The organism is Pseudocitrobacter sp. RIT415 (genome assembly GCF_003057695.2).
GTDB lineage: Bacteria > Pseudomonadota > Gammaproteobacteria > Enterobacterales > Enterobacteriaceae > Pseudocitrobacter > Pseudocitrobacter faecalis.
The window spans coordinates 214384-229970 of sequence record NZ_QBJC02000006.1; the positions used below are offsets into that span (position 1 = coordinate 214384).

At 54.0% G+C, this 15587-nt stretch carries 12 protein-coding genes; 6 read left to right on the forward strand and 6 right to left on the reverse strand.

All coding sequences use genetic code 11. The features are described from left to right. Position 1: 1 nt before the first annotated feature. Positions 2 to 439: a prepilin peptidase-dependent pilin gene (ppdD, locus tag DBY68_RS08950; RefSeq protein WP_108475556.1), complete on the reverse strand. Its 438-nt coding sequence runs from the start codon at positions 437 to 439 to the stop codon at positions 2 to 4. 201 nt (positions 440 to 640) lie between these two features. After that, on the reverse strand, positions 641 to 1534 hold the full coding sequence (gene nadC / locus DBY68_RS08955) for a carboxylating nicotinate-nucleotide diphosphorylase (RefSeq protein ID WP_108475557.1): 894 nt from the start codon (positions 1532 to 1534) through the stop codon (positions 641 to 643). A gap of 87 nt (positions 1535 to 1621) precedes the next feature. On the opposite strand from nadC, the gene ampD reads away from it, so the two are divergent. Both ampD and ampE read left to right on the forward strand, forming a co-directional pair. Beyond that, the gene (gene ampD / locus DBY68_RS08960; protein ID WP_108475558.1) at positions 1622 to 2185 is read left to right on the forward strand and encodes a 1,6-anhydro-N-acetylmuramyl-L-alanine amidase AmpD; all 564 of its coding nucleotides are present in this window, start codon (positions 1622 to 1624) and stop codon (positions 2183 to 2185) included. Beyond that, positions 2182 to 3036: a beta-lactamase regulator AmpE gene (gene ampE / locus DBY68_RS08965; protein WP_108475559.1), complete on the forward strand. Its 855-nt coding sequence runs from the start codon at positions 2182 to 2184 to the stop codon at positions 3034 to 3036. The genes ampD and ampE overlap by 4 nt, the downstream gene beginning before the upstream one ends. Before the next feature lie 102 nt (positions 3037 to 3138). Here the strand turns inward: ampE and DBY68_RS08970 are convergent, their stop codons facing one another. From DBY68_RS08970 to aroP, 3 genes are all read right to left on the reverse strand, one after another. Then, the gene (locus DBY68_RS08970) at positions 3139 to 4089 is read right to left on the reverse strand and encodes a family 43 glycosylhydrolase (protein ID WP_108475560.1); all 951 of its coding nucleotides are present in this window, start codon (positions 4087 to 4089) and stop codon (positions 3139 to 3141) included. Beyond that, positions 4089 to 5495 (reverse strand): MFS transporter, encoded by a 1407-nt coding sequence (locus tag DBY68_RS08975; RefSeq protein WP_108475561.1) that lies wholly within the window; start codon positions 5493 to 5495, stop codon positions 4089 to 4091. Before DBY68_RS08975 ends, DBY68_RS08970 begins: the two co-directional genes overlap by 1 nt. A gap of 163 nt (positions 5496 to 5658) precedes the next feature. Further along, positions 5659 to 7035, reverse strand: a complete 1377-nt coding sequence (gene aroP / locus DBY68_RS08980; protein ID WP_108475562.1) for an aromatic amino acid transporter AroP — start codon at positions 7033 to 7035, stop codon at positions 5659 to 5661. A 526-nt stretch (positions 7036 to 7561) separates the two neighbouring features. Between aroP and pdhR the strand changes: the two genes are divergently transcribed. The 4 genes from pdhR (at position 7562) to lpdA (ending at position 14669) form a co-directional block, all read left to right on the forward strand. Next, complete coding sequence (gene pdhR, locus DBY68_RS08990; protein ID WP_015965898.1) at positions 7562 to 8326, forward strand: pyruvate dehydrogenase complex transcriptional repressor PdhR; 765 nt, start codon at positions 7562 to 7564, stop codon at positions 8324 to 8326. Positions 8327 to 8480: 154 nt separating this feature from the next. Further along, entirely contained in the window at positions 8481 to 11144 is a 2664-nt protein-coding gene (gene aceE / locus DBY68_RS08995; protein WP_108475564.1) for a pyruvate dehydrogenase (acetyl-transferring), homodimeric type, read from the forward strand. Between the two features lie 14 nt (positions 11145 to 11158). Continuing rightward, the gene (gene aceF / locus DBY68_RS09000) at positions 11159 to 13042 is read left to right on the forward strand and encodes a pyruvate dehydrogenase complex dihydrolipoyllysine-residue acetyltransferase (RefSeq protein ID WP_108475565.1); all 1884 of its coding nucleotides are present in this window, start codon (positions 11159 to 11161) and stop codon (positions 13040 to 13042) included. A 202-nt stretch (positions 13043 to 13244) separates the two neighbouring features. After that, a complete protein-coding gene (gene lpdA / locus DBY68_RS09005; protein WP_108475566.1) occupies positions 13245 to 14669 on the forward strand; it encodes a dihydrolipoyl dehydrogenase in 1425 nt (474 codons plus the stop codon). Positions 14670 to 14793: 124 nt separating this feature from the next. On the opposite strand, the gene DBY68_RS09010 is transcribed toward lpdA, so the two are convergent. Then, positions 14794 to 15585 carry a DUF2950 family protein gene (locus DBY68_RS09010; protein WP_108475567.1) on the reverse strand — a complete coding sequence of 264 codons (792 nt, stop codon included), beginning with the start codon at positions 15583 to 15585 and terminating at the stop codon, positions 14794 to 14796. Between the last annotated feature and the right edge of the window lie 2 nt (positions 15586 to 15587).

Below are 15587 nucleotides of genomic sequence, written 5' to 3' on the forward strand. Positions count from 1 at the left end.
TTTACTGCGCATCGAAGCGGAAAACATCTTCGCAGGCCTTCTGAAGGGCGCTGTCGCTCTGAATGTTGCAAACGCGCGTCCAGCCGGTCACGCCGTTGGCGTTATCCCAGCCCGGCGTCATGGTGACCGACAGGCCGTTCAGGCTCTCCTGGCCGGTGAGAACAACCACGCCTTTGGCGATACTCATGCCAGAGACATAACGCGTGGTGGTGGGCGAGGGAATGCCGTTACTGCCGCCATCGCAACTGTTCAGCCCGCCATGGTCGAGGGCGCACAGTTCAATGGCCGTGCGATAGGGGACGAAGGTTTGCAACATGTCGGTGAGCGCGGCTTTGCGCAGGTAGTTTTGGTACGCCGGGATCCCGATGGCGCTTAAGATGGCGATGATGCCGATCACCACCATCAGCTCGATAAGGGTAAATCCTTTTTGCTTTTCCATAATGCACTCCTGGTTGAGATGGCGGGAGTGTGTCAGAGCCGTGAAGCGGGTGCGAGGGGCAAAAATCATTTCAGGAAAGCGCGTTCCAGAGCGTTTTCATGCGTTGCAGAAGACGACATGAAAAATGGAAGGGGGGGCGGAAAATGACTGGAGGGGATGTGCTTGTCCGGCCTGCACAGAGAGCAGGCCGGATTGTGGGAACTAACGGAAACGCATGGAGAGGTCTAACGCGCGGACGTGCTTGGTCAGTGCGCCAACGGAGATATAATCCACGCCGGTTTCGGCGAATTCGCGAATGGTGTCAAAGGTTACGTTGCCGGAGACTTCCAGTCGAGCCCGGCCATTAGTGATGGCGACAGCCTGACGCATCAGTTCGGTGTCAAAGTTATCGAGCATGATGATATCGGCGCCGGCTTTCAGCGCGTCTTCCAGCTCTTCCAGGTTTTCCACTTCCACTTCCACCGGCACATCCGGGTGCAGCCAGAAGGCTTTTTCCACCGCCTGACGCACGGAGCCAGAAGCGATGATATGGTTTTCTTTAATCAGGAACGCATCGGAAAGACCCAGACGGTGATTCGCGCCGCCGCCGCACAGCACGGCGTATTTTAGCGCGGTACGGAGGCCTGGCAGCGTTTTGCGGGTATCGAGTAATTGCGTTTTAGTGCCTTCCAGTAAATCGACATAGCGACGCACTTCACTGGCAACGCCCGAGAGGGTTTGCACGAAATTGAGCGCGGTGCGTTCACCGGTCAGCAGGACGCGGGAAGGGCCATCGATTTCAAACAGCGGCTGGTTGGCTTTCAGCAGGTCGCCATCGTCTACGTGCCACGTCAGCGTGACATCGTCGCCCGCCAGTTGAATAAATACCTCTTCAACCCAGCGCTTTCCGCAGAAGACGCCGTCTTCACGGGTGATCACTACCGCGTGAGAGCGCGTTTCTGCTGGCAGAAGTTGTGCGGTAATGTCGTTATTGGCATCCACTTCTCCGCCCAGATCTTCACGGAGCGCCTGTGCCACGGCGTTGGGAATGTCGAGATTGATACGTTCCAGAAGCGCGTCACGTCGGTGGTCTGGGTTGTAGCGGCGAGGCGGCATGATAAAACTCCAAATTGGTAACGATTCGAAAGGTTTAAACATGCTACTCTGAACCGAGAATCAGCACCACACATAAGGAGATCCAGCATGTTGTTAGATGAGGGATGGCTGGTGGGCGCGCGTCATGTACCGTCGCCACACTTTGACTGCCGCCCGGACGATGAAACCCCGTCATTGCTGGTTGTTCACAATATCAGTTTACCCCCTGGCGAATTTGGCGGCCCATGGATAGATGCGCTGTTTACCGGCACGCTCGACCCTGACGCCCATCCTTTTTTCGCCGAGATTTCCCATCTGCGCGTTTCTGCCCATTGTCTGATTCGCCGTGACGGGGAAATTGTGCAGTATGTTCCTTTCGATAAGCGCGCCTGGCATGCGGGGGTGTCCGAATACCAGGGCCGCGAGCGCTGTAATGATTTTTCGATTGGCATTGAGCTGGAAGGCACCGATACGCTGGCCTACACCGATGTGCAGTATCAGCAACTGGCGGCGTTAACCCAGGCGCTGATAACGATTTATCCGGCTATCGCCGATAATATGGCAGGACACTGTGATATCGCACCCGTGCGCAAAACCGATCCGGGCCCGGCGTTTGACTGGGCTCGTTTTCGCGCACTGGTCGCCCCTTCGTCAGATAAGGAGATGACATGACGCTGTTTACCACGTTGCTGGTACTGATTGCCGAGCGTTTATTCAAGCTCGGCGAGCACTGGCAGCTCGACCATCGGCTGGAAGTGTTGTTCCGCCGCATCAAACGCTTTTCCTTTGCTGCCACACTGCTGATGACGGCGGTAGCGATGGTGGTGGTGTTTTTAATTCAGCGCGCGCTCGACGGGCTGCTGTTTAACGTCCCGCTGCTGGTGTTCTGGATTTTACTCGGCCTGCTGTGCATTGGCGCAGGGCGCGTGCGGCTGCACTATCACGCATACCTGAAGGCGGCATCGCTCAATGATAGCCACGCGCGTGATGCGATGGCCTGCGAGTTGACGATGATCCACGGCGTGCCATCGGGATGCGATGAGCGCGAGTTTCTGCGCGAGCTGCAAAATGCGCTGATGTGGATTAACTACCGCTTCTACCTTGCCCCGCTGTTCTGGTTTGTTGTTGGCGGCCCGTGGGGGCCGGTGCTGCTGATGGGCTATTCGTTCCTGCGCGCGTGGCAGTCCTGGCTTGCGCGTTATCAGACGCCACATCATCGTTTGCAGTCAGGTATCGATGCCATTTTGCATATTGTGGACTGGATCCCGGTGCGGCTGGTGGGCGTGGTTTACGCGCTGCTTGGTCATGGTGAGAAGGCGCTGCCTGCGTGGTTTGCTTCGCTGGGCGATCGCCATACTTCGCAATACCAGGTGCTGACGCAACTGGCACAGTATTCGCTGGCGCGTGAGCCGCACGTTGACCGCGTTGAGACGCCAAAAGCGGCGGTATCAATGGCGAAGAAAACCTCGTTTGTGGTGGTGGTGATTATGGCGCTGCTGACCATTTATGGGACGCTGGTGTAAGGATTCATGGAGTGGTGCGGGTAGTGCCGGATGCGCTGACGCTTATCCGGCCTACGGGGGGATTTGTCTGCCCGGTATGCGCGAGCGCTCCCGGGCAACGGCTTAGATCGTATCCGCAGGCGGCACGCCGAAATCCGGCATGCCATCTTCCTGCCAGCGCACCAGTTTCAACCGCGTATGGCGATTCGGATCATATAACGGGTCGCCTTCAATCTCCGTGTAATTCCTCGCGTGATACACCAACACATCCTCGCCATCAGGCGTTTGGGTAAAGCTATTATGCCCGGGCCCGTACTGGCGGTTTTCATAACTGGTGGTGAACACCGGCTGCGGTGATTTATGCCAGTTTTCCGGCGTCGTCATATCGGCGTTAAAATCAATCCACAGCAGACCCATGCAGTAGTTTTCATCCGTAGCGCTGGCTGAGTAGCTGACAAAGAGCTTATCGCCATGCACCAGCACCGCGGGCCCTTCGTTGACCAGAAAACCCCGACACTCCCACTCGAACTCTGGTTTACTGAGCATCACCGGTTCACCTTTTATCGTCCACGGGTTTTCCAGTTCAGCCAGATAGATGTTGGAGTTTCCGGCAATCTCCGGCGATTTTTGCGCCCACAGATACCACTGTTTTCCCTGATGATGGAATGTGGTAGCGTCCAGGCTGAAGGTATCGAACGGGGTTTTTACCTGGCCCCGCTCAACCCATTCTCCGCTGAGTGGATCCGCATCATCGCAGGTCAGCGCATACATCCGGTGCTGGAACATGCCCAGAGAGTCCAGCGCCTGCGTAGGTGCGGCGGCGAAGTAAATCACCCATTGACCGCCAATCTTATGCAGTTCCGGCGCCCAGATAAGCTCGCACATCGGGCCGCTTTCGGGTTTACGCCAGACAACAACCGGTTCGGCACTGCGCAGCCCGTCAAGGCTGGCGGCGCGGCGGATTTCCAGCCGGTCGTACTCCGGCACCGAGGCGATAAAGTAATACGCTCCCTGATGCTGCAAAATGAAGGGATCGGCGCGTTGTTCAATAAAAGGATTGGGCCAGTGATTCATTATGCTTTCCTTACGTGCTCGGTGATTTTTTCTGCCTGGTATTCATTCAGTTCACGATAGTTTTCGCGACGTTTTTCCAGATCGGACTGAATCTGTTTCATCAGTTCACGGTCAACTTTCAGCATCCGCACAATTCCGGCGGTAATCAGATACCCGACGCCTGGAATGACGGTAAACAACAGCATGATACCGTTGAGCGTAGTTTCGCTTTGCTGCTTCGCGCCTGCATCGTAGCCATACCAGGAGAGCAGGAAGCCCACCATTGCGCCTGCAATCGCCAGCCCGACCTTAAGGAAGAAGAGGTTACCGGAGAAGCTGATCCCGGTAATACGTTTACCGGTTTTCCACTCGCCGTAGTCATCGACGTCCGCCATCAGCGACCAGTGCAGCGGGGAAGGGATCTGGTGCAGGATATTGAGCAGGAAGTAGAGCACCACGATCATGACCGTCGCGTGCGGGTCGAAGAAGTAGAAGGCGATTGAGAAGATAGCCAGCGCAATGTTGGTCCAGAAGAAGACCTTGAGCTTACACCAGCGGTCGGTGAGCACCTTCGCCAGCATACTGCCGAACATCATCCCGACGACGCCGAGGCTGATAAACAGCGTGGCGAAATGCGTGCTCTGGCCCATCACCCAGGTGACGTAATACATGGTCGCCGCCATACGGATAAAGCCCGGGCAAACGTTACACAGTGTCAGCAGCAGGATGCGCACCCACTGGTCATTTTTCCACACATCTTTCAGGTCTTGTTTCAGCTCATCGTTGGTCTGCACAGCGGGTTTAACGCGCTCGCGCACCGTGGCAAAGCAGAACAGGAACATACACATGCCGATAAACGCCAGTACGGTCATCGCCATCTGGTAGCCTTTAGCTTTATCACCACCGCCAAACCAGTCCACCATTGGAAGCAGGGTCAATGACAGCAGCAACGTGGCGATACCGACCAGCACGAAGCGATAGGACTGGCAGGCAACGCGCTCTTTTGGGTCATTGGTGATGACGCTACCCAACGAGCAGTAAGGAATATTGATGGCGGTATAGGTAATCGACAGCAGGAAGTAGGTCACAAAGGCATAGATAACTTTGCTGCTATAAGTCCATTCCGGCGTGGTAAACATCAGTACGCTGAATAATGCGTAGGGGAACGCCATCCACAGTAACCATGGACGAAATCGCCCATATTTACTGCGGGTACGGTCGGCGAGCGCCCCCATAATGGGATCGGTGACGGCATCAATGACGCGAACGGAAAGCAGCAGAACGCCGACCAGCGCCGGGGCGAGTCCAAAAATATCAGTATAAAAATAGTTAACGAACAGCATGATAGCGCCGAAGATGATGTTACATCCGGCATCTCCCATGCCATAACCAATTTTCTCTTTGATTGATAACTTATTGTTATTCATTGCCGAAACTCCCTCTGACGGTATGGAGAGAATTATTGGCTGGTGGCCCGCGAAATGCGTTGCAGTATAACGGCGAGGATATGGACTAAATAGCTGAGCAGAGGAAAGTGTGAAGCGGGTAACAGAGTCGGCCCCTTCCACAGGGAAGGGGCCTGAGAAGTGATTAATGTGCCTTCACGGCCGTTTTCGCACCCTTCTGTTTCACCATAAAGCCGACGCCCAGAATGCAGATCCATACCGGGATCAGGTATACGGAAATCGCCATGCCCGGCGTCATCAGCATGATAACCAGCACTGCGACCATGAACAGCAGGCAAACCCAGTTGCCAAGCGGGTAGAACAGCGCCGGGAAGCGCGGTGTAACGCCCTGTTGCTGTTTCGCTTTGCGGAATTTCATGTGTGCAAGGCTAATCATCGCCCAGTTGATTACCAGCGCGGAGACCACCAGCGCCATCAGCAGGCCGAACGCGGATTCCGGTGCCAGGTAGTTGATCAGCACACACAGCGCGGTCACCACGGCGGAAACCAGAATGGTATTGACCGGTACGCCGCGTTTATCAACGGAGAGCAGCGCTTTTGGCGCATTTCCCTGCTGGGCCAGGCCGAACAGCATACGGCTGTTGCAGTAGACGCAACTGTTGTAAACGGAAAGCGCGGCAGTCAGAACCACAACGTTCAGTGCGTTAGCCACCAGGGTATCGCCCAGTTCGTGGAAGATCAGAACAAACGGGCTGACATCAGCGGTGACGCGCGTCCACGGCAGCAGAGAAAGCAGAACCGCCAGTGAACCCACATAGAAAATCAGAATACGGTAAATCACCTGGTTGGTGGCTTTTGGAATGCTTTGCTCCGGGTTATCGGCTTCTGCGGCGGTGATACCCACCAGCTCAAGCCCACCGAAGGAGAACATGATGATAGCCATCATCATTACCAGGCCTTGCATGCCGTGCGGCAGGAATCCGCCCTGTTCCCACAGGTTGCGAACCGTCGCCTGAGGGCCCGCGTTACCGCTGAAAAGCAACCAGCCGCCGAACAGGATCATCCCGACAACGGCAACCACTTTAATGATGGCGAACCAGAACTCCATTTCACCAAACACTTTTACATTGGTGAGGTTGATGGCGTTGATCAGAATAAAGAAGGCCGCAGCGGAAGCCCAGGTCGGGATTTCCGGATACCAGAACTGGATGTATTTACCGACCGCGGTGAGTTCCGCCATGGCAACCAGTACGTACAGTACCCAGTAGTTCCAGCCTGACGCGAAGCCGGCGAAGCTGCCCCAGTATTTATAAGCGAAGTGGCTGAATGACCCGGCTACCGGCTCTTCGACGACCATTTCACCCAACTGGCGCATGATCAGGAAGGCTATAAAGCCTGCAATGGCATAACCCAGAATAATGCCCGGACCGGCTGACTGGATAACGGAGGCACTGCCGAGAAACAGGCCGGTACCGATAGCTCCACCCAGCGCAATCAGCTGGATATGGCGGTTTTTGAGGCCGCGCTTCAGCTGGTCGCTGTGCTGTTGACCTTCCATCATGAAACCTCGTGTGTGGTTGTTATTTGTACGTGTGTAATCAAGGGATTCCGTTTCCTGTATTTTTATGTTTACGAAAGAGAACTAATAAAAATGAGAGGAACTCTTTCGTCCTGGGAAGAATAGTGGTAAGCGCGCAGAAATGCACCTGCTTTATGAATGGTTGATGACGGATTGAATAAAAAGAAACCAGTTGTAAGTGTAGCAGCCTGCCCCAGAAGTGGGTAAGCATGTACGTTTAATCAACAATAAATGCATAAATATTCAATGGTTGGTGAAGTGAAACGCTTCAGTTTGCGTAGTTTTCGTATATTTTTCGTTAATTGTACTTCCAACGTGGTAAAGACATTTTTTGTGCAAGGTTACAATTCTGAAACATCATTTCTGTAATGTTGTTAAAAAGTGCGTGGTTTACTGATTTCAATCAAAACCTGTATGGACAGAAGGTGAATACTTTGTTACTTTACCGCTACGAACTTGAAATTGGTAAGACCAATTGACTCCGGGCTAATGGCAGGTACAGGGAACTATGGCCTACAGCAAAATCCGCCAACCAAAACTTTCTGATGTGATTGAGCAGCAGTTGGAGTTTTTGATTCTTGAGGGGACGTTACGCCCCGGCGAAAAACTTCCACCTGAACGCGAACTGGCGAAACAGTTCGACGTATCCCGTCCCTCGCTGCGTGAGGCGATTCAACGTCTCGAAGCGAAAGGGTTACTGCTTCGTCGCCAGGGCGGCGGGACTTTTGTACAAAGCAGCCTATGGCAGAGCTTCAGCGATCCGCTGGTTGAGCTTCTGTCCGACCACCCTGAATCCCAGTTTGATCTGCTTGAAACCCGTCACGCGCTTGAAGGTATCGCGGCCTATTACGCGGCACTGCGCAGCACTGATGAAGATCGCGAACGTATTCGTGAATTACATCAGGCCATCGAACGGGCTCAACAATCGGGCGACCTCGACGCGGAGTCGAGCGCCGTCGTCCAGTATCAAATCGCCGTGACCGAAGCCGCCCACAATGTGGTGCTGCTCCATTTGCTAAGGTGTATGGAGCCGATGTTGGCACAAAACGTTCGGCAGAACTTCGAGTTGCTGTATGCCCGTCGGGAGATGCTTCCGCAGGTCAGCAATCATCGCACCCGAATTTTCGAGGCGATTGTCGCCGGTGAGCCGGAGCAGGCGCGTGAAGCGTCGCACCGTCACCTGGCCTTTATTGAAGAGATTTTGCTGGACAGGAGTCGTGAACAGAGCCGCCGTGAACGCTCGTTACGTCGCCTGCAACAGCGCAAGGATTGAGTTTTTTCTGGCAGCGGTTTTACCAGAAGATGAGAAAAGCGCCATCAGGCGCACGGCAACTAAACACAGAACCTGTCTTATTGTGTTTTCCCGTGAAAGCACAATGGGACAGGTTCCAGATAAATCAACGTACTAGATAGATAAGGAAAACCCCATGTCAGAACGTTTCCCAAATGACGTGGATCCGATCGAAACTCGCGACTGGTTACAGGCGATCGAATCGGTTATCCGTGAAGAAGGTGTTGAGCGCGCTCAGTATCTGATCGACCAGGTGCTGTCTGAAGCCCGTAAAGGCGGCGTTCAGGTAGCTGCTGGTGCAGGTGCTAGCGGTTATGTAAACACTATTGCCGTTGAAGACGAACCGGAATACCCGGGCGATCTGGATCTGGAACGTCGTATTCGCTCTGCTATCCGCTGGAACGCGATCATGACCGTTCTGCGCGCATCCAAAAAAGATCTGGAACTGGGTGGCCACATGGCATCCTTCCAGTCTTCCGCAACCTTCTACGAAGTGTGCTTTAACCACTTCTTCCGTGCACGCAACGAGCAGGATGGCGGCGATCTGGTTTACTTCCAGGGCCACATCTCTCCGGGCGTTTACGCACGTGCGTTCCTTGAAGGTCGCCTGACCGAAGAACAAATGAACAACTTCCGTCAGGAAGTTCACGGTAAGGGCTTGTCCTCTTACCCGCACCCGAAACTGATGCCGGAATTCTGGCAGTTCCCGACCGTATCAATGGGTCTGGGCCCAATCGGTGCGATCTACCAGGCTAAATTCCTGAAATATCTGGAACACCGTGGCCTGAAAGATACCTCTAAACAAACCGTTTACGCGTTCCTCGGCGATGGCGAGATGGACGAACCGGAATCCAAAGGTGCGATCACTATCGCCACCCGTGAAAAACTGGATAACCTGGTCTTCGTGATCAACTGTAACCTGCAACGTCTGGATGGCCCGGTCACCGGTAACGGCAAGATCATCAACGAACTGGAAGGCATCTTCGGTGGTGCTGGCTGGAACGTTATCAAGGTTATCTGGGGTAGCCGTTGGGATGAGCTGCTGCGTAAAGACACCAGCGGTAAACTGATCCAGTTGATGGAAGAAACCGTCGACGGCGATTATCAGACCTTCAAATCCAAAGATGGCGCTTACGTGCGTGAGCACTTCTTCGGTAAATATCCGGAAACCGCAGCCCTGGTTGCAGACTGGACTGATGAGCAGATCTGGGCACTGAACCGTGGTGGTCACGATCCGAAGAAAGTCTACGCTGCACTGAAAAAAGCGCAGGAAACTAAAGGCAAAGCAACGGTTATCCTGGCCCATACCATTAAAGGTTACGGCATGGGTGATACCGCTGAAGGTAAAAACATCGCTCACCAGGTTAAGAAAATGAACATGGACGGCGTGCGTTACATTCGCGACCGTTTCAATGTGCCGGTGACCGACGAGCAGGTTGAAAACCTCTCTTACCTGACCTTCCCGGAAGGTTCTCCAGAGCATACTTATCTGCATGCACAGCGTCAGAAACTGCACGGTTACCTGCCGAGCCGTCAGACCCACTTCTCTGAGAAGCTGGAACTGCCGACTCTGGAAGATTTCGCGCCGCTGCTGGAAGAGCAGAACAAAGAGATCTCTACCACTATCGCTTTCGTTCGTGCCCTGAACGTGATGCTGAAGAACAAGTCGATTAAAGATCGTCTGGTTCCAATCATTGCTGATGAAGCGCGTACTTTCGGTATGGAAGGTCTGTTCCGTCAGATTGGTATTTACAGCCCGAACGGCCAGCAGTACACCCCGCAGGACCGTGAGCAGGTTGCTTACTACAAAGAAGACGAGAAAGGTCAGATCCTGCAGGAAGGTATCAACGAACTGGGTGCTGGCGCATCCTGGCTGGCTGCTGCGACCTCTTACAGCACCAACAACCTGCCGATGATCCCGTTCTATATTTACTACTCCATGTTCGGGTTCCAGCGTATCGGTGACCTGTGCTGGCAGGCAGGCGACCAGCAGGCTCGCGGCTTCCTGATCGGTGGTACTTCTGGTCGTACGACCCTGAACGGTGAAGGTCTGCAGCACGAAGATGGTCACAGCCATATTCAGTCTCTGACTATCCCGAACTGTATCTCTTACGATCCGTCTTACGCGTACGAAGTTGCGGTCATCATGCATGATGGTCTGGAACGTATGTACGGTGAGAAACAAGAGAACGTTTACTACTACATCACCACGCTGAACGAAAACTACCACATGCCGGCAATGCCGGAAGGTGCTGAGGAAGGTATCCGTAAGGGTATCTACAAACTCGAAACCGTTGAAGGTAGCAAAGGTAAAGTTCAGCTGCTGGGCTCCGGTTCTATCCTGCGTCACGTTCGTGAAGCAGCACAGATCCTGGCGAAAGATTACGGCGTAGGTTCTGACGTTTATAGCGTAACGTCCTTCACTGAACTGGCGCGTGATGGTCAGGATTGTGAGCGCTGGAACATGCTGCACCCGATGGAAACCCCGCGCGTTCCGTACATCGCTCAGGTGATGAACGATGCTCCGGCTGTGGCTTCCACCGACTATATGAAACTGTTCGCCGAGCAGGTTCGTACTTATGTACCGGCTGATGACTACCGTGTACTGGGTACTGATGGCTTCGGTCGTTCCGACAGCCGTGAAAACCTGCGTCACCACTTCGAAGTTGATGCTTCCTATGTGGTTGTAGCGGCGCTGGGCGAACTGGCTAAACGTGGCGAAATCGATAAGAAAGTGGTTGCTGACGCAATTACCAAATTCAACATCGATGCAGAAAAAGTTAACCCGCGTCTGGCGTAAGAGGTAAAAGAATAATGGCTATCGAAATCAAAGTACCGGATATCGGGTCTGATGAAGTTGAAATCACCGAGATCCTGGTCAAAGTGGGCGACAAAGTTGAAGCTGAACAGTCGCTGATCACCGTAGAAGGCGATAAAGCCTCTATGGAAGTTCCGTCTCCGCAGGCTGGCGTGGTTAAAGAGATTAAAGTCTCTGTCGGCGACAAAACCGAGACCGGTAAACTGATCATGATTTTCGATTCCGCCGATGGTGCAGCTGACGCTGCACCTGCCAAGGCAGAAGAGAAGAAAGAAGCGGCTCCGGCAGCAGCACCTGCTGCGGCAGCGGCGAAAGACGTTCACGTACCGGATATCGGCGGCGACGAAGTTGAAGTCACTGAGATCATGGTTAAAGTGGGCGACACCATCGCGGCTGAACAGTCTCTGATCACCGTAGAAGGCGACAAAGCCTCTATGGAAGTTCCGGCTCCGTTCGCGGGCGTGGTTAAAGAGATCAAAATCAACACCGGCGATAAAGTGTCTACTGGCTCGCTGATCATGGTCTTCGAAGTGGCGGGTGAAGCAGGCGCTGCGGCTCCGGCGAAAGCGGAAGCTGCACCGGCGGCGGCTGCTCCGGCTGCATCCGGCGCGAAAGATGTTAACGTACCAGATATCGGTGGCGACGAAGTTGAAGTTACCGAAGTGATGGTTAAAGTTGGCGACAAAATCGAAGCTGAACAGTCTCTGATCACCGTAGAAGGCGACAAAGCCTCTATGGAAGTGCCGGCTCCGTTCGCGGGCACCGTAAAAGAGATCAAAATCAGCACCGGCGATAAAGTGAAAACCGGCTCCCTGATTATGGTCTTCGAAGTGGAAGGCGCTGCGCCTGCCGCGGCTCCGGCTGCTGCACCGGCTCAGGCTGCTGCTCCGGCACCTGCGGCCGCTCCGGCTCCGGCGGCGAAAGCTGAAGGCAAGTCTGACTTCGCAGAAAATGACGCTTACGTCCACGCAACGCCGGTGATTCGTCGCCTGGCACGCGAATTCGGCGTGAACCTGGCGAAAGTGAAAGGTACGGGTCGTAAAGGCCGTATCCTGCGCGAAGACGTTCAGGCTTACGTGAAAGACGCGGTGAAACGTGCTGAATCTGCACCGGCTGCTGCCACTGGCGGCGGTATCCCGGGCATGCTGCCTTGGCCGAAAGTGGACTTCAGCAAGTTTGGTGAAATCGAAGAAGTTGAACTGGGCCGTATCCAGAAAATCTCTGGTGCTAACCTGAGCCGTAACTGGGTGATGATCCCGCACGTTACGCACTTCGACAAAACCGATATCACCGATCTGGAAGCGTTCCGTAAACAGCAGAACGCTGAAGCTGAGAAGCGCAAACTGGATGTGAAATTCACCCCGGTTGTGTTCATCATGAAAGCGGTTGCCGCGGCTCTGGAACAGATGCCTCGCTTCAACAGCTCTCTGTCCGAAGATGGCCAGAAACTGACGCTGAAGAAATACATCAACATTGGTGTGGCGGTTGATACCCCGAACGGCCTGGTGGTTCCGGTCTTTAAAGACGTGAACAAGAAGAGCATCACCGAGCTGTCTCGCGAATTGACCACCATCTCCAAAAAAGCGCGTGATGGTAAGCTGACGGCTGGCGAAATGCAGGGCGGTTGCTTCACTATCTCCAGCATCGGCGGCCTGGGGACGACCCACTTCGCACCGATTGTTAACGCGCCGGAAGTGGCTATCCTTGGTGTCTCCAAATCGGCAATGGAGCCGGTCTGGAACGGGAAAGAGTTTGTACCGCGTCTGATGATGCCTATCTCTCTCTCCTTCGACCACCGCGTGATCGACGGTGCTGATGGTGCGCGCTTTATCACCATCATCAACAACACACTGTCTGACATTCGTCGCCTGGTGATGTAATCGAAAAAGCCGGCCTGACGGCCGGCTTTTTTCTGATAATCTCGTTGTCGTTTTGGGGTTATTAGCAACAAAGGACAAAATCGTTTGCCGTTTGTTGTTTCAAAATTGTTAACAATTTTGTAATATAAACGCGGATAGAACGTCCCGGTGGATATGGGCGACAAGAGTACCCAGGACCGCCGGAAATAATTAAGAGGTCATGATGAGTACTGAAATTAAAACTCAGGTCGTGGTACTTGGGGCGGGCCCGGCAGGCTACTCTGCTGCTTTCCGTTGCGCGGATTTAGGTCTGGAGACCGTCATCGTAGAACGTTACAGCACCCTCGGCGGTGTTTGTCTGAACGTCGGCTGCATCCCTTCTAAAGCACTGCTGCACGTAGCAAAAGTTATCGAAGAAGCCAAAGCACTGGCTGAACACGGTATCGTCTTCGGCGAGCCGAAAACCGATATCGACAAGATTCGTACCTGGAAAGAAAAAGTTATCACCCAACTAACTGGCGGTCTGGCCGGTATGGCCAAAGGCCGTAAAGTGAAAGTGGTTAACGGTCTGGGTAAATTTACCGGGGCGAACACCCTGGAAGTGGAAGGCGAAAACGGCAAAACCGTCATCAACTTCGACAATGCAATCATCGCGGCGGGTTCCCGTCCAATTGAACTGCCGTTTATTCCTCATGAAGATCCGCGCGTGTGGGATTCCACCGATGCGCTGGAACTGAAAGAAGTACCGAAACGTCTGCTGGTTATGGGCGGCGGTATCATCGGTCTGGAAATGGGTACCGTGTACCACGCGCTGGGTTCAGAGATTGACGTGGTTGAAATGTTCGACCAGGTTATCCCGGCTGCCGACAAAGACGTGGTGAAAGTCTTCACTAAACGCATCAGCAAGAAATTCAACCTGATGCTGGAAACCAAAGTAACTGCCGTTGAAGCGAAAGAAGACGGTATTTACGTTTCCATGGAAGGCAAAAAAGCACCTTCTGAAGCACAGCGTTACGATGCCGTGCTGGTGGCAATCGGCCGTGTACCGAACGGTAAAAACCTCGACGCAGGCAAAGCAGGCGTGGAAGTGGACGACCGTGGCTTCATCCGCGTTGACAAACAGCTGCGCACTAACGTGCCGCACATCTTTGCTATCGGCGATATCGTCGGTCAGCCGATGCTGGCGCACAAAGGTGTTCATGAAGGCCACGTTGCCGCTGAAGTTATCGCAGGTAAGAAACACTACTTCGACCCGAAAGTTATCCCATCCATTGCCTACACTGAACCAGAAGTGGCATGGGTTGGCCTGACTGAGAAAGAAGCGAAAGAGAAAGGCATCAGCTACGAAACCGCCACCTTCCCGTGGGCAGCTTCTGGCCGTGCTATCGCTTCTGACTGCGCAGACGGTATGACCAAACTGATTTTCGACAAAGAATCTCACCGTGTTATCGGTGGCGCGATTGTCGGCACCAACGGCGGCGAGCTGCTGGGCGAAATCGGCCTGGCTATCGAGATGGGTTGTGACGCGGAAGATATCGCGCTGACCATCCATGCTCACCCGACGCTGCACGAATCTGTTGGCCTGGCCGCAGAAGTGTACGAAGGTAGCATCACCGACCTGCCAAACCCGAAAGCGAAGAAGAAGTAAGTTTCTGCGCGACGACGCCTGATGGCGCCTCGCTTATCCGGCCTACGATTAGGGAGGCCGAATAAGGCGTCAGCCGTCATCCGGCAAATAAAAAGCGGCTAATCAGCCGCTTTTTTTACACCTGTTACTCTTCCGGTTGCCACGGTGCCTGCGTGTCAAAACGGGTTATTGCCGCTACGTTCTTCGCCGTTTCCTCACCGAAGTCTGCCTGATAGACCCGATCGTCCTGGCTGACAATAAAGCTCATTACTCCAGTTTCGCCATACTCCACCGGCCAGGCTATCAGGGCAAAGCCGTCGGATTGATTACTGTCGATAATGCGAAAACGGTAGCCGTGATAACCTTCTCCCGGCATCACCGGGCTGAACGCTGGCCCCAGCGGGCTCGGCGCTTCGTCGGGCTGTATCGGCCAGTAAAGTCCGTCCTGCTGACCGGCGCTACTGATAAGCTTGCTGGCGTAACGCTGTTTTCTCAGATGGTAATCTTCCTGCGCATCAACGTAGGCGTGCATTGCACCAATCGCCGAAAGTTCGTTGCGCCCGATGGTGCGGGTAATGATTTCATCCTGCGCCGCCTGCATATCAAAATGCCAGCCTGCCTCGGTTTTGACGATCGGCAAGGGGAGCTGCCAGTTATCGGCACCGACATTGATATGCGCCGTATCGCCTTGTTGATCGATGCGATGGCTGATTTTCCAGTCACGTTCAAAACGGGCGACGGCTTCTGGGTCTGCGCCATCCGGCGGTAAAAATTGCCGCCAGTCATCGCCCAACAGCGCGGTAAGCTGTGGTTCATTGCGCGTGGTGACCGCATCGGCAAAAGCTGTTGCGGCGTCGAGGGGATGAGCAAACTGCTGCTGGGCAAAACTCACCAGGGGAAGCGAGAACAGCAGCGAGCTGAGAAAGATCTTTTTCATGA